17 protein-coding genes are annotated in these 17208 nt (G+C 69.3%); 10 read left to right on the plus strand and 7 right to left on the minus strand.

Annotated features, from left to right (window positions below):
- Positions 1-59 precede the first annotated feature (59 nt).
- Positions 60-434: a DUF4168 domain-containing protein gene (locus V6M51_RS09180; RefSeq protein ID WP_305676436.1), complete on the minus strand. Its 375-nt coding sequence runs from the start codon at positions 432-434 to the stop codon at positions 60-62.
- A 166-nt stretch (positions 435-600) separates the two neighbouring features.
- Positions 601-1830: a serine hydrolase domain-containing protein gene (locus V6M51_RS09185; RefSeq protein WP_332766527.1), complete on the minus strand. Its 1230-nt coding sequence runs from the start codon at positions 1828-1830 to the stop codon at positions 601-603.
- A 75-nt stretch (positions 1831-1905) separates the two neighbouring features.
- Here V6M51_RS09185 and V6M51_RS09190 point away from each other — a divergent pair, with 75 nt between their 5' ends.
- On the plus strand, positions 1906-2517 hold the full coding sequence (locus tag V6M51_RS09190) for a TetR/AcrR family transcriptional regulator (protein ID WP_332766528.1): 612 nt from the start codon (positions 1906-1908) through the stop codon (positions 2515-2517).
- Here the strand turns inward: V6M51_RS09190 and V6M51_RS09195 are convergent.
- Positions 2514-3425: a methyltransferase domain-containing protein gene (locus V6M51_RS09195; RefSeq protein ID WP_332766529.1), complete on the minus strand. Its 912-nt coding sequence runs from the start codon at positions 3423-3425 to the stop codon at positions 2514-2516. The two genes, V6M51_RS09190 and V6M51_RS09195, sit on opposite strands and share 4 nt — an antisense overlap.
- Between V6M51_RS09195 and V6M51_RS09200 the strand changes: the two genes are divergently transcribed.
- From V6M51_RS09200 to clpB, 8 genes are all read left to right on the plus strand, one after another.
- Positions 3425-4210 (plus strand): ComF family protein, encoded by a 786-nt coding sequence (locus tag V6M51_RS09200; protein ID WP_442957847.1) that lies wholly within the window; start codon positions 3425-3427, stop codon positions 4208-4210. The genes V6M51_RS09195 and V6M51_RS09200 overlap by 1 nt on opposite strands.
- 32 nt (positions 4211-4242) lie before the next feature.
- Entirely contained in the window at positions 4243-4500 is a 258-nt protein-coding gene (gene grxC, locus V6M51_RS09205) for a glutaredoxin 3 (RefSeq protein ID WP_332766530.1), read from the plus strand.
- A gap of 38 nt (positions 4501-4538) precedes the next feature.
- Entirely contained in the window at positions 4539-5372 is an 834-nt protein-coding gene (locus V6M51_RS09210; protein ID WP_332766532.1) for a carbon-nitrogen hydrolase family protein, read from the plus strand.
- Positions 5369-5797, plus strand: coding sequence for a DUF1178 family protein (locus V6M51_RS09215; protein ID WP_332766534.1), 429 nt, complete (start codon positions 5369-5371; stop codon positions 5795-5797). The genes V6M51_RS09210 and V6M51_RS09215 overlap by 4 nt, the downstream gene beginning before the upstream one ends.
- A gap of 168 nt (positions 5798-5965) precedes the next feature.
- Positions 5966-7375 (plus strand): M20/M25/M40 family metallo-hydrolase, encoded by a 1410-nt coding sequence (locus tag V6M51_RS09220; protein ID WP_332766536.1) that lies wholly within the window; start codon positions 5966-5968, stop codon positions 7373-7375.
- A gap of 11 nt (positions 7376-7386) precedes the next feature.
- Complete coding sequence (locus V6M51_RS09225; RefSeq protein ID WP_332766538.1) at positions 7387-9612, plus strand: sulfatase-like hydrolase/transferase; 2226 nt, start codon at positions 7387-7389, stop codon at positions 9610-9612.
- Positions 9613-9679: 67 nt separating this feature from the next.
- Complete coding sequence (locus tag V6M51_RS09230) at positions 9680-11587, plus strand: alpha/beta hydrolase family protein (RefSeq protein WP_332766540.1); 1908 nt, start codon at positions 9680-9682, stop codon at positions 11585-11587.
- Positions 11588-11695: 108 nt separating this feature from the next.
- Positions 11696-14278, plus strand: coding sequence for an ATP-dependent chaperone ClpB (clpB, locus tag V6M51_RS09235; protein WP_332766542.1), 2583 nt, complete (start codon positions 11696-11698; stop codon positions 14276-14278).
- 58 nt (positions 14279-14336) lie between these two features.
- On the opposite strand, the gene V6M51_RS09240 is transcribed toward clpB, so the two are convergent.
- From V6M51_RS09240 to arfB, 3 genes are all read right to left on the minus strand, one after another.
- On the minus strand, positions 14337-14732 hold the full coding sequence (locus tag V6M51_RS09240; RefSeq protein ID WP_332766544.1) for a hypothetical protein: 396 nt from the start codon (positions 14730-14732) through the stop codon (positions 14337-14339).
- A gap of 72 nt (positions 14733-14804) precedes the next feature.
- Positions 14805-15350 carry a hypothetical protein gene (locus V6M51_RS09245; protein WP_332766546.1) on the minus strand — a complete coding sequence of 182 codons (546 nt, stop codon included), beginning with the start codon at positions 15348-15350 and terminating at the stop codon, positions 14805-14807.
- 52 nt (positions 15351-15402) lie between these two features.
- Positions 15403-15828 carry an alternative ribosome rescue aminoacyl-tRNA hydrolase ArfB gene (gene arfB, locus V6M51_RS09250; protein WP_332766548.1) on the minus strand — a complete coding sequence of 142 codons (426 nt, stop codon included), beginning with the start codon at positions 15826-15828 and terminating at the stop codon, positions 15403-15405.
- A gap of 205 nt (positions 15829-16033) precedes the next feature.
- On the opposite strand from arfB, the gene V6M51_RS09255 reads away from it, so the two are divergent.
- Entirely contained in the window at positions 16034-16528 is a 495-nt protein-coding gene (locus V6M51_RS09255; protein WP_332766549.1) for a GNAT family N-acetyltransferase, read from the plus strand.
- A 147-nt stretch (positions 16529-16675) separates the two neighbouring features.
- Here the strand turns inward: V6M51_RS09255 and V6M51_RS09260 are convergent, their stop codons facing one another.
- Positions 16676-17161: a Fur family transcriptional regulator gene (locus tag V6M51_RS09260; RefSeq protein ID WP_442957695.1), complete on the minus strand. Its 486-nt coding sequence runs from the start codon at positions 17159-17161 to the stop codon at positions 16676-16678.
- Positions 17162-17208 lie beyond the last annotated feature (47 nt).

Raw genomic sequence — 17208 nt, forward strand, 5'->3', positions numbered from 1 at the left:
CCGGCCCGACCTGGAAACGCCGCGGACGGGTCGTCCGCGGCGTCGGCTCGTCAGGGGCCCTAGGCCGCCGGTTGGGCGTTCAGCACTTCGGTCAGATGCTGGCGCAGGGCCGGGTCCTTCTGAACCGCGGCCGAGATCTCGTTGTACTTCTGCGGGGTCAGGCCGCTGGCCTGGACCGCGGCGCCCATCTTGGCGATCATTTCCTTCTGGACGGCGACCTTGGTGGGGCCGTCGGCGCCGACCATCTTGGGGCTGTACTCGGCGTTGAGCTTGGAGACCTCGGTCATGGCGCCGCCGAAGGCCTTCAGCTCGTCGTCGGTGAACCCGCCGACGGCCGGAGCCGCGGCCGGCGCCGGGGCGGGCGTCTGGGCCTGGGCGATGGAGGCGCAGGCGAGCGCCGCGAAGAGGCCGGCGGCCAAGATGGAAGTCCGCATCGATGAATGCTCCTTGGTTTGGGTCGGTGTGGATAAAACCCACCCGCGGTCAAAATGCGACCCGAATGTGGTCCCGATCCATGACAGTGCGGCGAATAGCCCAGGTCTTAGGCAGGGCGCCGCAGCCGAACCGCAAGCCTCGCGGGAAGCCGGCCGCGAGACAAGTTTAGCGGAGCATCCTCGACGCCAGCGCGTGGAACTCAGTGATCGCGCCATAGACGCCAAGGCCGATCCCCTGGGCGAGCTGCTCCAGCTCGAAGATGTTGTGCGCCAGGAAGATCATCACCGAGCCGTCGGTGGGATCGGCCTGCCACCAGCCGCCATAGGCGCCTGGCCAGCCGACCGTGCCGACACCGCCCTTGCACCGGGTCACCGCGGCGTTTTCAGGGTCCATCACCACGGCGACGCCCAGGCCGAATCCGTGGGCGGTGAAGAGCGGCAGGCCGAAGTTCTCCGCCCTGGCGCGCTGGTCGTCGGTCAGGCGGTTCGAGGTCATGAGGGCCAGGGTCTCCGGCGCCAACAGCCGCACGCCGTCCACGGCGCCCTGGCCTACGAACATCCGCGCGAAGGCGAGATAGTCGTCCAGGGTCGACCACAGCCCCCCGCCGCCGGAGACATTGGCCATGTCGGCCGGCCGCTCGGCCAGCAGGGCGCCGGCGTCCTTGGTCCCCAGCGGGCGGGGGAACAGGCGGCCCGCCGCGTCGAAGCCGTACATCTGCGCGCGCCGTGAATGCTTGGCGGCCGGGACGGTGAAGCCGGTGTCCTTCATGCCCAGGGGCGCGAAGATCCGGCGCTGGAGCACCTCGTCCAGCGGCGCGCCCTCGATGCGCGCGATCAGCAGGCCGAGCAGGTGGGTGGAGTGGCCGTAGTGGAAGCCCGCGCCGGGCTGGTCGACCAGGGGCAGGGCGGCCAGGGCGGCGATCCAATCGTCGGGCGCCAGGTGGCTGTCGATGTCGCTGCCGAGCGCGGCGAAATAGGCCTTGGCGATCGGACCGGCGTGGAAGTCGCCATAGGTCAGGCCCGAGCGGTGGGTCAGCAGGTCGTCGAAGGTGATCTCCCGCTCCGCCGGATCGGTCTCGTCCAGCGGCCCGTCGGGCGTGCGCAGGACGCGCATCTGCGCGAACTCCGGCGCCCAGCGGGAGATGGGGTCGTCGAGGGTGAAGGCGCCTTCCTCGAACAGCATCATCGCCGCCGTCGAGGTGATCGGCTTGGTCATCGAGGCGATGCGGAAGATCGCGTCGCGCTCGAGCAGCTCCGTGGCCTCCATGTCCCGCCAGCCGACGGCGGCGGCCTGGACGACCTTGCCGTCGCGCCAGACCAGGGTCGCGGCTCCAGCCAGCTCGTCGGCGTCCACATAGGCGCCGATGGCGGCGGCGATCGGGTCCTGCGCACTCATCACGGCCTCACAAAAGATAGGAAAATTATAAAATAGACTTCCTATAAAATATGCAATGGCCTAGTTTTCGATTCGATGGCAACCGACGCCCCAAGCGAGACGGCCCGCGGGCGGCCCAAGGGCGACAAGCGCGCCCGCACCCGGGCCAGGCTCATCGACGCCGCCCGCGACCTGACCCGCGAGAAGGGCTTCGAGCGCACGACCCTGGAGGATGTGGCGGCGCGGGCCGGCATGACCACCGGGGCGATCTACGGCAACTTCAAGAACCGCGACGAGCTGTTCATGGCCACGGCCGAGCGGCAGTGGGCGCCCATCCGGCCGGCCTTCAAGCCGGGCTCCAGCTTCGCCGAACTGATGGCCGCCATGGCCGAGGCGGTCATCGCCGCCCTTCCCGAACGGCGCGTGGCGGCGCCCGGGGCGTTGCGGTTCCGGGCCTACGCCCTGACCCACGAGGAGGTCCGGGTCCAGTTCCGCGACGCCATGGCCAAGGGCTACGACTCCGGCGCCGGCTGGCTAAGGACCGAGTTCGACGAGACCGAGCTGCCGATGCCGGCGGACACCTTGGTCCGGGTCATCAACGCCCTGACCGAGGGCCTGTTGTTCCAGCGGTTCCTGACCCCCGAACTGGTGCCCGACCAGGTGATCCACGCCGCCTTCGCCGCCCTGGCGGGCGAACGGACCGCCTAGCTCTCCTCGCGGGGCAGGGGGGTCTCGACCACGCCCAGGGCGTCGGCCAGGCGCATCTTGGCCGAGCCGGGCTTTAGCGGCTTCTGCTGGCTGGGATCGGGCGACCAGCCGGTCAGGGTGAGGATCTCGAAGGTGGCCGGGATCCGGCCATCGGGCTCGGCGAAGCGCTCGACATAGAGCTCGAAGGCGCGCGCCAGCACCGCGCGGGTCAGCGGTTTGGGGTGGCGTTCGGCCAGGACGCTGGTCTCGCCCATGGCCCGCAGGTCGGCCAGTAGCTTCAGGGGATGGGCGTAGCGGACCGTGACCCGGTCGACATCGGCCACCGGCAGGGCGAAGCCCGCCCGCTGCAGCAGGCCCGCGGCGTCATAGGCATCGGCGAAGGGCGAGACCCGCGGCCCGGCCCCGCCGGTCAGCTCGGCCTCGGAGTCCAGCAGGCAGCGGCGCAGTTCGGTGAGCGTCGCCCCGCCCAGCATGGAGCCGATGAACAGGCCGTCCGGCTTCAGCGCCCGGCGAACCTGGATAAGCGCGCCGACCACATCATTGGTCCAGTGCAGGGCCAGCGTCGAGACCACCAGGTCGAGGCTGCCGAAGGCGAAGGGCAGGCGCTCCTCGTCGGCCACCAGCCGCGGTCCGGTCCGGCCGGCCAGCATCTTGGCCGACAGGTCGGCCTCGATCAGCAGGCCCACGCGCGCCTGGGCGTCGCTCTGGGCCAGGGCCTCGCGGAAGGCGCCCGTCCTCGACCCAAGGTCGACGGCGCGCGGGAACTCGCGCATGATCGCCTCGAGGCGGACCACGGCGTCCTCGGCGGCCCGGCGCTTCAGGAAGTCCGCGGTCGGATAGGCCGACGCGGCGCGATCGAGGCGGGTGCGCAGCAGGGCGCGGTCGAAGAGGCGGGGCGGAACGGACATTGTCTCTGCAAGATGATGACGCGGAGGGCCGATGGAAACCGGGCCTGCGTGTGGAGGCCGCGGTTCGTACCGCGCTGGACCTCATTTTCCCACCGCAATCCCTCGACGCCGGGCCGCTGCCGCAGTCGCCGGGCTTTTCCGCCGAGGCCTGGAGCCGGATCAGCTTCATCGACGGCCCGCTGTGCGACGGCTGCGGGACGCCGTTCGAATACGATCAGGGGAAGGGGGTGCGTTGCGCCGACTGCCTGGCCAAGCCAAGGGCCTTCGCCCGCGCCCGCGCCGCCTGCCTCTATGACGACGCCTCGCGCGGCCCGATCCTGCAACTGAAGCACGCCGACCGCACCGACCTGGCGCCGCTGTTCGCCCGTTGGCTGTCGCGGGCGGCCCGCGACCTGCTGGCCGAGGCCGAGGCCATCGCGCCTGTGCCGCTGCATCCGAGCCGCCTGCTGGGCCGGCGCTATAACCAGGCCGCCGAGATCGCCCGGCCGCTCAGCCGCCTGGCGGGCGTGGCCTATCTGCCGGACGCCCTGGTGCGGCTGCGGGCCACCGGGACCCAGGGCGGCAAGTCCGGCTCCGGCCGGCGGCGCAACGTGGCCGCGGCCTTCGGCGTGCCGGCGCGCCGCGCGTCCCAGGTGGCGGGCAAGCGCGTCCTACTGATCGATGACGTCATGACCACGGGCGCCACTTTGGAAGGCTGTTCGCGGGCCTTGCTGGCCGCCGGAGCCGCCTGCGTCGATGTGGCGGTCATCGCGAGGGTGAAAGAATCCGCGAACCGCTCCATATGAAGCCCTTAAGATTCCTCTGCGTTCATTGAGCCATGGCCCAGATCACCATCTACACAAAGCCGTACTGCCCCTACTGCATCCGCGCGGTTTCGCTGCTGGAGAAGAAGGGCGCGCCCTTCACCGAGATCGAGGCCGCCTTCGATCCCGCCAAGCGCCAGGAAATGATCCAGCGCTCCGGCGGCCGGGCGACCTTCCCGCAGATCTTCATCGACGAGCGCCACATCGGCGGCTGCGACGACATGATGGCCCTGGAATATGACGGCAAGCTGGACGCGCTCCTCGCCGCCTGAGCTTGAGCCCGGCGCGCGTCTGACCTAACGCTCATGCCATGAGCCTCCGCGTCGGACTGATCCAGACCCGCACCCCCGCGACCCACGCCGCGGCCCTGGCCCATGTGGCGCCTCTGGTGCGCGAGGCCGCGGCCCAGGGCGCGACCTTCGTCGCCACCCCCGAGGGGACCAACATCCTGCAGCGGGACAAGGCGGCCCTGCTGCCGCAACTGACGCTACTGGAAGACGATCCGGTGGTCGCCGGCCTCCAGGCGCTTGCGCACGAACTTTCGATAGGTGTGTTGATCGGCTCGGCCCTGGTCAAACGCGAGGACGGCAAAGTGGCCAACCGATCGGCGCTGATTTCACCGCGCGGTGAAATCACTGCGACATATGACAAAATCCATATGTTTGATGTTGATTTGCCCACCGGGGAGACGGCGCGGGAGAGTGCGGTCTACGAACCCGGCGACCGGGCGGTGGCGGTGCAGGCCGGCGAAATGAAGCTCGGCCTCACCGTCTGCTACGACGTCCGCTTCCCGGCCCTCTACCGCGCCCTGGCGCTCGCCGGCGCCGAGGTGATCGTGACCCCCGCGGCCTTCACCCGGCCGACCGGCGAAGCCCACTGGGAGATCCTGCTGCGCGCCCGGGCCATCGAGACCGGCAGCTTCGTCCTGGCCCCGGCCCAGGGCGGCTTCCATGAGGACGGCCGCGGCACCTACGGTCGAACCCTGGCCGTCGGCCCGTGGGGCGAAGTGTTGGGCAAGCTGGATCACGACGAGCCCGGGGTCCTGGTGGTCGACCTGGATCTGACCGCTGTGGCCAAGGCCCGCGCGGCGATCCCGGCGCTGGCCAATGCGATGGCCTTTGAAGCCCCTATATCTATCCTATGATCCGCTACGCCCTGGCCTGCGAGGCCGCCCATGAGTTCGAGGGCTGGTTCGGGTCGTCGGACGATTTCGACGATCAGCTGGCCCGCGGCCTGGTGGCCTGCCCGATCTGCGACTCCAAGGCGGTGGCCAAGCAGATCATGGCTCCCAACGTGGCCGGCACGAAGAAGAACACCCCCGACCTGCCCTCGCCGATGCGCTCCATGGTGATGGAGGCCATGGGCCAGGTGCGCCGGCACGTCGAGGAGAACTTCGACTATGTGGGCGACGCCTTCGCCGGCGAGGCCCGCGCCATCCACGAGGGGCGCTCGGAGGACCGCGGCATCTATGGCGAGGCCACCCCCGCCGAGGTCAAGGCGCTCACCGAGGACGGGGTGAGGATCGCCCCGCTTCCGCCCGCCGCGCCGAAGAAGTCGGAAATGAACTGACCTGACCGGAATCGCTGCGCGGCCGGACGAGTTCTCCTCTCCACCCGTCTTCCGCGGGGAGAGGAGCCGATAGTCGGCGTGCTGCGGCTCGCGGACGAAGCCTCACCATGGCCGTTGCGGTTGAAACGGCCGCCCCATAGGGTCGCTCCACCTCGCTTGGAGTGCTTCATGATCCGTCTGTTTTCCGCCGCGGCGTTCGCGGCGTTGGCGCTGGCCGGCCCGGCCGCGGCCCAAACCGCCCGCCCCGACCAGCTCGCTTTCCGCGACCTCTACAAGGAGCTGATCGAGATCAATACGACGCTCTCCTCGGGGAGCTGCACCGCCGCGGCCGAAGCCATGGCCAGCCGCCTGAAGGCCGCCGGCTTCGCCGACGAGGACCTGAAGATCGTCGCCCCGCCCGAACGCCCCAAGGACGGCGCTTTGATCGCCACGCTGAAGGGAACCGACGCCAAGGCCAAGCCGATTCTGCTGCTCGCCCATATCGACGTGGTCGAGGCCAATCGCGCCGATTGGGAGCGCGACCCGTTCAAGCTGGTGGAGGAGGGCGGCTTCTTCTACGCCCGCGGCGCCGGCGACGACAAAGCCCAGGCGGCGATCTGGACCGACAGCCTGGCGCGCTACAAAAAGGAGGGCTTCAAACCCCGCCGGACCCTCAGGATGGCGCTGACCTGCGGCGAGGAGACCCCGGACACCTTCAACGGCGTCCAGTACCTGATCGCCAACCACAAGGACCTGATGGACGCCGAGTTCGTGCTGAACGAGGGCGCCGGCGGACGGCTGGACAAGGACGGCGCCCGCGTCTCCCTGGGCATCCAAGCCGGCGAGAAGGTCTACCAGGACTACACCCTGGAAGTGACCAACAAGGGCGGCCACTCGTCCGTGCCGGTCCGCGACAACGCCATCTACCACCTGTCCTCCGGCCTCGCGCGGCTGGGCGTCCATGATTTCCCGGTGAAGCTCAACGACGCCGTGCGCGGCAATTTCGAACGCATGGCGGTGATCGAGGGCGGGGAGTCCGGCGCGGCCATGGCCGCGGTGGCCAAGAACCCGGCCGACGTCGCTGCCGTGGCGAAGGTAGCCCAGGATCCCGGCCGCAACTCGATGATGCGCACCACCTGCGTGGCCACCATGGTCACCGCCGGCCACGCGCCCAACGCCCTGCCGCAGCGGGCGCGGGCGAATGTGAACTGCCGCATCCTGCCGGGCGAGGGCGTTGAGGATGTGCGTCAGACCCTGGTCAAGGTGCTGGCCGACGACGCCATCAAGGTGACCACGGTGGGCGTGCCGAGCCCCGTCTCGCCGCCCCCCAGCCTGGGCAAGAACATCACCGGTCCGGTGGAGCAGGTGTCCAAGAAGATGTGGCCGGGCGTGCCCCTGGTCCCGGTCATGGCCACCGGCGCCACCGACGGACGGTTCCTGAACGCGGTGGGCATCCCGACCTACGGCCTGTCGGGCCTGTTCGGCGAGCCGGAGGGCAATGGCGCCCACGGCTTGAATGAAAAGATGCGGGTGCGCTCCCTCTATGAAGGCCGCGACTTCCTCTTCGAGGTGGTCAAGCTTTACGCCAACCAGAAGTAGGCGAGACCAAGATGGTGGCGAAGATCGGTCGGACGCTCGCGGACTCGACCCCGCATTGGCCTGAGCGGCCCTCGCCGCCGAAGGGCGCGCCCAACATCCTGGTGGTGCTGTTCGACGATGTCGGTTTCTCGGATTTCGGCTGCTACGGCTCGCCGATCAGGACGCCGACCATCGACGCCATCGCCGGGCAGGGGCTGCGCTACACCGGCTTCCACACCACGGCCATGTGCTCCACCACGCGGGCGGCCCTGCTGACCGGGCGCAACCACCACTCGGTGGGCATGGGCTGCCTCGCCAACTTCGATTCAGGCTTCCCCGGCTACCGCGGCAAGATCGCCAAGGAGGCCGGGACCCTGCAGGAGATGCTGCGGGCCAACGGCTATGGGACCTACATGGTCGGCAAGTGGCACGCGACGCCGCTGACCGAAACCGGGTCGGCGGGGCCCTTCGACGGCTGGCCGCTGGGCCGGGGCTTCGACCGCTACTACGGCTTCATGGACGCCGAGACGGACCAGTATTCGCCCGAGCTGGTGCGCGACAACACGCCGATCGATCCACCGGCCACCTATCCCGAGGGCTATCACCTGACCGCCGACCTGGTGGACCAGTCGATCCGCTATGTGGCCGACCACGTGGCCGATGCGCCCGACAAGCCCTGGCTGCTGTGGCTGGCCTTTGGGGCCTGCCACGCCCCACACCAGGCGCCCAAGGAGATCATCGAGAGCTATGACGCGGTCTTCGAGGGCGGCTGGGACCTGGAGCGCGAACGCCGCCTGGCGCGGCAGAAGGCCCTAGGGATCGTGCCCCCGGACACGCGGCTTCCCGACCGCAACGACGGGGTGAAGGCCTGGGCCGACCACAGCCCCGACGAACAGCGGATATTCACCCGGCTGCAGAGCGCCTTCGCCGGCATGCTGGACCACGCCGACCGCCACCTGGCGCGGTTGGTCGCCTTCCTCGACGAAGCGAACCTGCGCGACGACACCCTGATCCTGGTGCTGTCGGACAATGGGGCGAGCCAGGAGGGCGGTCCCTTCGGCTTCGTCAACGCCATGGGCCCCTACAACATGAAGCCCGAGCCGGTGGCCGAGAAGCTGGCGCGGATCGACCTGATCGGCGGGCCCGACAGCCACTCGAACTTCCCGCACGGCTGGGCCATGGCCTCGAACACCCCGCTGCGGCGCTACAAGCAGAACACCCACGGGGGCGGCATCCGTGACCCGCTGGTGATCTCCTGGCCCAAGGGCATAGCCGCGCGCGGAGAGCTGCGGCCCCAATTCGCCCACGCCAGCGACTTCACCCCGACCCTGCTCGAGCTGCTCGGCCTGACCCCGCCGGACAGCATCAACGGCGTGGCCCAGATGCCGATGGAGGGGGTGAGCTTCGCCCCGTCCCTCGCCGATCCCGCCGCCCCGGCCCGCCGCCGGGCGCAGTATTTCGAGATGTTCGGCCACCGCGGCCTCTGGAAGGACGGCTGGAAGGCGGTGGCCTACCACCCGCCCGGCCTATCGTTCGACGACGACCGGTGGGAACTGTTCCACCTGGACGCCGACTTCTCCGAGACCGACGACCTGGCCCAGGCGCAGCCTGAGAAGCTCGCCGAACTTCAGGCGCTGTGGTGGAAGGAGGCCGAGGCCTGCAAGGTCCTGCCGCTGGACGACCGTTTCGCCCAACGCTTTGCGGAGAACGCCGCGCGCTATTCCGGCCCGCGCAAGCGCTTCGTGTTCCACCAGGGCATGGGCCACCTGCCCACCGACTGCGCCCCCGACGTGCGCTCGCGCGACTACCGCATCGTCGCCGAGGCCAGGATCGAGCCCGGCTGCGAGGGCGTGCTAATCGCCCACGGCGACGCCACCTGCGGCTATTCCCTGTTCGTCCGCGACGGGCGTCTGCACCACACGATCAATATCGGCGGAAGCCGGGCCACGGTCAGCTCCGAGGCGCCGCTGGCGGCCGGCTGGCGCAGGCTGGGCGTCGTCTGCAAGCAGGGCGATGGGCGGACCTTCACCCTGACCGTCGACGACCAGGCGGCCGGCCAGGTCCATACCTATCTGGGCTTCGCCACCCTGATCTCCTGGTCGGGCCTGGACATCGGCCGCGACCGCGGCAGCGCGGTCGGGGACTATCCTGCGCCCTTCAGCTTCACCGGCAAGCTGCGCAAGGTGACCGTGACCATGGACGGCGAGCAGGACCTGGACGGCGAAGCGGTCGGCCAGGCGGAGATGGCCCGGCAATAGCGCCGCGACTTGTGGTTGATTGGGCGACCGCTCCTGGGCCAACATGCATGTCTCGGGGGAGCTGTTCATGATCGCGCGACGTTTGGCGGCCTTCATCCTGGCCGTATGTGCGACGCCGGCCTTCGCCGCGCCGCTGGAAGTCTATGGAAAGCTGCCGTCCATCGAGGACGTGACGATATCGCCGGACGGCGCGCGCCTGGCCTTGATCGCCACCAACGGCGAGCAGCGGCGGATCGTGATGAAGGATCTCGCCACCGGTCAAGTGACCGGGATGATCGTCGGCGAGGCCAAGGTGCGCGACTTGCGCTGGGCGAGCTCCGATCACCTGCTCATCACCACCTCCACCACGGCGAGGATCCAGGACGTCATCGCCCCTCGGGGTGAATGGCGCATGCTGTTTTCGTACGACGTCAAGACGCAGAAGATGCGGCAACTGCTGCGTGACGCCGACAATGGACTGAACGTCCTGGCCGGATCGTTCAGTGTGCGCATGGTCGACAATGAGCCGCTGGTCTTTGCCGAGGGCTGGCGGTTCGACAGCACGCACCGGGGCCGCATCGCCCTGTTCCGTATCGAGCTGAAGCGCGGCGAATCCAAAGTCGTGCACGGCGGGTTTCCCGGCACCCGCGACTGGCTGGTGGCGCAGGACGGCGAGGCCTTGGCCGAGAGCGGCCAGGATCCCGCCAGCGGCCGCTGGCAGGTCCGCATCAAGGACGGCGCCGCATGGCGTGAGCTGGCGGGCGGCACCGCCCTGCACGGCGGTGTGTCTCTGATGGGCCTGGGGCGGGGCGCCGACACCTTGCTGGTGGGCACCCAGGACGACCAGGACCTCGCCCTCGTCCGCGAGTTGCGCCGCGACGGGACCTGGAGCGAACCGCTGATCCCGGGCGACGCCACGCCGGTCCGCGATCCCGCCACCCACCAGTTGATCGGCCATAGCGAGCGGGTCGGCGACGACCTGCGCTACACCTTCTTCGATCCCCGTGACCAGCGGACCTGGCGGTCGGTGGAAGCCGCCTATCCCGGCGAGGCCGTGCACCTGATCTCCTGGTCGGCGGACCGCAAGAAGCTCGTCGTGCTGGTGGACTCCAAGACCGAGGGGCCGGACTACGCCCTGGTGGACCTGGGGGCGAAGAAGGCCACCTGGATCGGCGGGCTCTACGAAAACCTTGGCGCGGGCGACGTCGCCCCGGTCCGCCCGCTGAAGTTCAAGGCCAAGGACGGCCTGGAGCTGTCGGGCTATCTGACCACGCCGCTCGGGCGTCCGGCGAAGGGCCTTCCGCTGGTCGTGCTGCCGCACGGCGGTCCAGCGGCGCGAGACACCCCGGTCTTCGACTGGTGGGCTCAGGCCTTGGCGTCGCGGGGCTATGCGGTGCTGCAGGTCAACTTTCGCGGATCCGATGGTCTAGGCGCCGACTTGCTGACCGCCGGCTATGGCGAATGGGGCCGTAAGATGCAGACCGACCTGTCGGACGGCGTGCGTCACCTGGCGGGCCAGGGTGTCATCGATCCGAAACGGGTATGCATCGTGGGGGGAAGCTATGGCGGCTATGCGGCCCTGGCCGGTCCCAGCCTGGACCCCGGCGTCTACCGCTGCGCCGCATCCTTTGGTGGCGTCGCCGACCCGAAATCGATGGTCGAATGGTCACGCGACAAGAGCGGGGTCGCCGCGCGCCGCTACTGGCTGCGGTTCATGGGGGCCAAGGACACCAACGATCCCCGCCTGGCCGAGATCTCTCCCGTCGTCCAGGCGGCCAAGGTCGACACCCCCATCCTGCTGATCCACGGCCGCGACGACACCGTCGTGCCGTTCCAGCAATCCCGCCTAATGAACGATGCTCTGATCAAGGCCGGGAAATCCGTCCAACTCGTGTCCCTGCCGGGGGAGGACCACTGGCTCTCGCGGGGCGAGACACGGCTTGCGATGCTGAACGCCGTCGTCGCCTTCCTGGAGAAGCACAATCCGCCCAACTAGGCGGGATCGCGGTCCCTTGTGTGGCGTTGAGGCCACACTACATCGGGTCATGCCGGCGTTGCGCTTGATCAAGGCGATGCCTGCAAATCCGCCTATCCAGGGGACGCCATGAACATCGATCTCTATTCAGACCGCGCCAAGCAGGCGATCCAGTCGGCGCAGAGCCTCGCGCTCGCGAGGCGCCATCAGCAGCTCGCGCCTGAGCACCTGCTGAAGGTTTTGCTTGAGGAAAAAGACGGCCTGAGCCGCGCCCTGATCCAGAGCGCGGGCGGCCGGCCCGAAGCCGCCGACACGGCCGCCGACACCCTCCTGGCCAAGCGGCCCAAGGTCGAGGGCGGGTCGGGCCAGCTCTATATGACGCCGGAAGTCGCCCGCATCTTCGCCGACGCCGAGGCCGGGGCGAAGGCCGCCGGCGACGCCTTCGTCACCACCGAACGGCTGCTGATCGCCATCGCCAAGGAAGGCGGCGACGCGGCCAAGGTTCTGGCTGAGTCCGGCGTCAAGGCCGGGGCGCTGGAAGAGGCCGCCACGGCCATGCGCAAGGGCAAGACCGCCGACTCGGCCTCGGCCGAGGAGGGCTATGACGCGCTCAAGCGCTATGCGCGGGACCTGACCCAGGCCGCCCGCGACGGCAAGCTCGACCCGGTCATCGGCCGCGACGAGGAGATCCGCCGCACCATCCAGGTGCTGAGCCGCCGCACCAAGAACAACCCGGTGCTGATCGGCGAGCCCGGGGTCGGCAAGACCGCCATCGTCGAGGGACTGGCCCTGCGCATCGTCAATGGCGACGTGCCCGAGAGTCTGAAGGAGAAGCAGCTCCACTCCCTGGACATGGGCTCGCTGATCGCGGGCGCGAAGTACCGCGGCGAGTTCGAGGAGCGGCTGAAAGCGGTGCTGAACGAGGTCACCGCCGCCGAGGGCTCGATCATCCTGTTCATTGACGAGATGCACACCCTGGTCGGCGCGGGCAAGTCGGACGGGGCCATGGACGCCTCAAACCTGCTCAAGCCCGCCCTGGCGCGCGGCGAGCTGCACTGCGTCGGCGCCACCACGCTGGACGAGTACCGCAAGCACGTGGAGAAGGACGCCGCCCTGGCGCGCCGCTTCCAGCCGGTGTTCGTCTCCGAGCCGACGGTGGAGGACACCGTCTCGATCCTGCGCGGCCTGAAGGAGAAGTACGAGGTCCACCACGGAGTGCGCATCTCCGACGCCGCCATCGTGGCCGCCGCGACCCTGTCGCACCGCTACATCGCCGACCGCTTCCTGCCCGACAAGGCCATCGACCTGATCGACGAGGCCGGCAGCCGGGTGCGCATGGCGGTGGATTCCAAGCCCGAGGAGCTGGACGAGATCGACCGGCGCATCGTGCAGCTGAAGATCGAGCGCGAGGCCCTGGCCCGAGAGACCGACGCGGCCTCCAAGGCCCGGCTTGAAAAGCTGGAAGAGGAGCTCGACGACCTGGAAGGCCAGTCGGCCGAGATGACCGCCCGCTGGCGCTCGGAAAAGGAGAAGGTCTCCTCCGCCGCCCAGGCCCGCGAAGCCCTGGATCGGCTGCGCGCCGAACTGGTGACCGTCCAGCGCCGCGGCGACCTGCAGCGTGCGTCGGAGATCGCCTATGGCGAAATCCCCGCCCTGGAGCGCCGTCTCGAGACCGAGGAGGCCGCCGCCGCCGAGGATCCGATCAGCCCCGAGGTGGTCGACGCCGAGCAGATCGCGGCCGTCGTCTCCCGCTGGACCGGCATCCCTGTCGAGAAGATGCTGGAGGGCGAGCGCGACAAGCTGCTCAAGATGGAGGACGCCCTGCGCGGCCGCGTGATCGGCCAGGAGGAGGCGCTGGTCGCCGTCTCCGACGCCGTGCGCCGCGCCCGCGCCGGGCTGCAGGATCCCAACCGGCCCATCGGCTCGTTCCTGTTCCTGGGTCCCACTGGCGTCGGCAAGACCGAGCTCACCAAGACCCTGGCCGACTTCATGTTCGACGACGAGGCCGCCATCACCCGCATGGACATGAGCGAGTACATGGAGAAGCACTCGGTCAGCCGGATGATCGGCGCACCCCCCGGCTATGTCGGCTACGACGAGGGCGGGGCGCTGACCGAGGCGGTGCGCCGCAGGCCCTATCAGGTGGTGCTGTTCGACGAGGTGGAGAAGGCTCACCCCGACGTGTTCAACATCCTGCTGCAGGTGCTGGACGACGGCCGCCTGACCGACGGCCAGGGCCGAACGGTCGACTTCCGCAACACCATCCTGATCATGACATCGAACCTCGGTTCCGAGTTCCTGGCCAACCAGGCCGAGGGCGAGGACGTCGACGAGGTCCGGCCGATGGTCATGGACGTGGTCCGCCGCCACTTCCGGCCGGAGTTCCTGAACCGGATCGACGAGATCATCCTGTTCAAGCGCCTGGGCCGCGGCGCCATGGACGACATCGTCAAGATCCAGCTCACCCGGGTGGAGAAGCTGCTGGCCGACCGGCGGATGTCCATCGCCCTGGACGCCGCCGCAACCCATTGGCTGGCCGAGAAGGGCTACGACCCGGTCTATGGCGCCCGTCCGCTGAAGCGCGTGATCCAGAAGGATCTGGTGGACCCCATCGCCCGCAAGCTGCTGGCCGGAGACCTGGAAGACGGATCGGTCATCCAGGTCGGCGCCTCGGCCGACGGCCTGGAGATCGGCAAGGCCAAGGTGCACTAGGCGCGCACGCTGAAATGGCGAACGCCCCGGGATCACTTCCGGGGCGTTTTGCTGTCGGCTACCAGCAGCGCCTCACCCGCACATAGCCGCCATAATAGGGGTCCCACTGCGAGTAGGTGCGGCAGCTCGAACGCCGATAGCGCGGAGCATAGTAGCCATAGACGGGCGGGCGGTAGTAGCGCCGCTCATAGTAGCCGCGCGGATAGTAGTCCCAATCGTAGTAGCGTCGGTCATAGTAGCCATCGCGATAGTAGTAGTCGTTGCGATAGTACCCTCGGTCACGGCTGCCGGACGCCAGGGCCGCCCCGATGGCCAGGCCGGCGATGCCGGCGGCTATGGCCGCGCCATCGTCGTTGTCATGGTGATAGCGGCGGCGGTCGGCGGCGTCCGCGCCCGTGGCCAGGGCGCCGGCGAAGGTCAGGACCGCCAGGCCGGTGGCGATAAATTTGCGCATCTTCGCCTCCGTGCGGATTTGCGCGTCCCTCGGAAGGTTAACGCGCGAGCCCGTGGTGGAGGTTCCGCGAAACTACAGATCGACGCCCACCGGCTTGCCGCCGCGGATCTCGATGCGGCGCATGATGGCGATGTCGGGCCCCTTGCCGGGCGCGATCGGCTTGGCGACCGTGATTACGAACCAGGCGCCGTTGGCGAGGCCGGAGAACGCGAAGCGGCTGCCCGCGTCGCAGACCGTCCGCTTGACGAAGGCCGAATAGTCGCCGCTGGGCGCAGAAGGGGTGCGGGCGCGCACGTCGGCCGCCGGCAGGGCCGCGCGATCGGGCGACAGGTAGAGGATACTCATCCGGCGCCGGGTCCAGGCGGTCTCCGGGGTCAGCACCACGCCCGCGCCAGCGCAGCTGTAGCGGACCGGGCCGGCGCGATAGGTCAGCCGGCCATCGACGCGGCCGGGGCCTGGCACGGCCGACCAGGAGAAGTCGCCGGCCCGGAAGCCGCCGGCGGCCGGCGGCGGCGCCCTGTCGCGAGGCGGCGGCGGGGGCGGCGGGGGACCCAGGGTGGGCGCGCAGGCGGCGACCAGGACGAGGGCGGCGAGGGCGGAGGCGAGAGGTCGGAACATGGCGGGCGCACCATAGGCAAGCCGAGGGCTGCGCGCCAAGGGGCTTCCGCGATCAATCCTCGCCGGTCACCCGGCCGCGGTTCGACTTGATGCCGCCGCGCCGGACCTTGGCGTCCACCCGGCGGATCTTGGAGGCCTTGGTCGGCTTGGTCTTCTTGCGCGGCGGCGGCGGCGGCTCTGCGGCCTTGCGGATCAGCTCCAGCAGGCGCGCCAGGGCGTCGGCGCGGTTGCGCTCCTGGGTGCGGTGGGTCATGGCCACCAGGACCAGCACCCCGTCTTGGGTCACCTTGCGCCCGCCCAGCTTCATCAGCCGGATGGCCACATCGTTGGGCAGGGACGGCGAACCGCGCACGTCGAAGCGCAGTTCCACGGCGGTGGAGACCTTGTTGACGTTCTGGCCGCCGGGGCCCGCCGCGCGGATGAACCGCTCGATGAGTTCGTCGTCCGACAGGCTGATGGTGGGGGTGACTTCGATCACCGGCTTTTCCGATTCCCTTTTCCGACCTAAGCTTAGCCCATGCGCGCCGCGATCTTCATGCACGTAACGCTTTGCACCACCCAGGCCGGGCCGGTGGGAGACGTCGTGCGCTGAGGACCAGCGTCGCCTTCGAACACCAGCCCCGCCGGCGACGGACGGGGCTTTTTCTTTGGCTCCGTCTCACCCGGCTTCAAGGAGAGACGAGATGAGTCAGGACATTGAGGTCCGCGCCCGCGAGCCTGAGGACGCCGCCGACGTCGCCGAACTGCTGAATCAGCCCAAGGCGGTCTGGGGCACGTTGCAGACCCCGTTCACCAGCGTGGACGAGCGGCGAAAACGGATGGCGGCCCTGCCGGCGGGCCACACCAATTTCGTGGGCGTGATCGAGGGCAAGGTCGTGGGAACCCTGGGCATGAACCGGCTGGAGGGACGGCGCGCGCATGTGGGCACGATCGGCATGGCCGTCCACGACGCCTATGCCGGGCGAGGGATCGGAACCGCCTTGATGGCCGCGGCGGTCGACCAGGCCGACAAGTGGCTGAACCTCAAGCGCATCGAGCTGTCGGTGTGGGTCGACAACACCCGCGCCATCGCTCTCTACGAGCGGTTCGGCTTCGAGCGGGAAGGGGTGCTGCGGAGCTACGCCTGGCGGGACGGGGAGTACATCGACGCCTTGTGGATGGGGCGGCTGCGGCCTTGATGAAACACCGCTCATCCCGGCGAAGGCCGGGACCCAGGTGGCATGGTCTGACGCGGATTCTATGGGCTGAGAGCTTGTCCCGCCCACGTCGGCGCTAGGAGATCTGGGTCCCGGCCTTCGCCGGGATGAGCGGAATTGAGAATGCCCTTAGGTCCGGCAGGCGGCGCAGCGGCCGCGGGCTTCCAGGGTGATGCTGGCGACCTCGTAGCCGGCGGTCCGGGCCGCGGCGAGCTGGGCGGTGAAGTCCGGCTCGAACTCCTCGGCCGCCCCGCAGCAGTCGCAGATCAGGAACGCCGCGCGATGGCTCTGGCCGTCGATGCGGCAGGGGACATAGGCGTTCAGGCTCTCGATGCGGTGGGCGAAGCCCAGACGCTCCAGGAACTCCAGCGCGCGATAGACCGTGGGCGGCTTGGCGGGCTCACCCTGGGCGCCGAAGGCGGCGATCAGGTCATAGGCCTTCTGCGGCGCATTCGATTCCAGCAGCAGCTCCAGCACCCGACGGCGCGGGGCGGTGAGGCGTTCCTGGGTTGCGGCGCAGCGGCTCTCGGCCGCGCCCAGGGCATGGCTCAGCGCGTGGCCTCTCAGACCCGGATGCGCGCCGTCGGCGTGGTGACACTCTGCTCCCATATTCATCAGCTAACCACCTCCTGGCTGGTTCGCAACCATGGCCGCTTGACGGC

Origin of the sequence: Phenylobacterium sp. (assembly GCF_036677185.1) — a bacterium.
GTDB lineage: Bacteria > Pseudomonadota > Alphaproteobacteria > Caulobacterales > Caulobacteraceae > Phenylobacterium.

What these genes read in the sequence shown, in the direction of transcription:
- V6M51_RS09255 (WP_332766549.1), top strand. Translation starts at nt 16,034, where the DNA reads ATGAGTCAGGACATTGAGGTCCGCGCCCGCGAGCCTGAGGACGCCGCC.
- V6M51_RS09185 (WP_332766527.1), bottom strand. Translation starts at nt 1,830, where the DNA reads ATGAGTGCGCAGGACCCGATCGCCGCCGCCATCGGCGCCTATGTGGAC.
- V6M51_RS09245 (WP_332766546.1), bottom strand. Translation starts at nt 15,350, where the DNA reads ATGTTCCGACCTCTCGCCTCCGCCCTCGCCGCCCTCGTCCTGGTCGCC.
- clpB (WP_332766542.1), top strand. Translation starts at nt 11,696, where the DNA reads ATGAACATCGATCTCTATTCAGACCGCGCCAAGCAGGCGATCCAGTCG.
- V6M51_RS09260 (WP_442957695.1), bottom strand. Translation starts at nt 17,161, where the DNA reads ATGAATATGGGAGCAGAGTGTCACCACGCCGACGGCGCGCATCCGGGT.
- V6M51_RS09230 (WP_332766540.1), top strand. Translation starts at nt 9,680, where the DNA reads ATGATCGCGCGACGTTTGGCGGCCTTCATCCTGGCCGTATGTGCGACG.
- grxC (WP_332766530.1), top strand. Translation starts at nt 4,243, where the DNA reads ATGGCCCAGATCACCATCTACACAAAGCCGTACTGCCCCTACTGCATC.
- V6M51_RS09220 (WP_332766536.1), top strand. Translation starts at nt 5,966, where the DNA reads ATGATCCGTCTGTTTTCCGCCGCGGCGTTCGCGGCGTTGGCGCTGGCC.
- V6M51_RS09190 (WP_332766528.1), top strand. Translation starts at nt 1,906, where the DNA reads ATGGCAACCGACGCCCCAAGCGAGACGGCCCGCGGGCGGCCCAAGGGC.
- V6M51_RS09210 (WP_332766532.1), top strand. Translation starts at nt 4,539, where the DNA reads ATGAGCCTCCGCGTCGGACTGATCCAGACCCGCACCCCCGCGACCCAC.
- V6M51_RS09195 (WP_332766529.1), bottom strand. Translation starts at nt 3,425, where the DNA reads ATGTCCGTTCCGCCCCGCCTCTTCGACCGCGCCCTGCTGCGCACCCGC.
- V6M51_RS09215 (WP_332766534.1), top strand. Translation starts at nt 5,369, where the DNA reads ATGATCCGCTACGCCCTGGCCTGCGAGGCCGCCCATGAGTTCGAGGGC.
- V6M51_RS09240 (WP_332766544.1), bottom strand. Translation starts at nt 14,732, where the DNA reads ATGCGCAAATTTATCGCCACCGGCCTGGCGGTCCTGACCTTCGCCGGC.
- V6M51_RS09225 (WP_332766538.1), top strand. Translation starts at nt 7,387, where the DNA reads ATGGTGGCGAAGATCGGTCGGACGCTCGCGGACTCGACCCCGCATTGG.
- V6M51_RS09180 (WP_305676436.1), bottom strand. Translation starts at nt 434, where the DNA reads ATGCGGACTTCCATCTTGGCCGCCGGCCTCTTCGCGGCGCTCGCCTGC.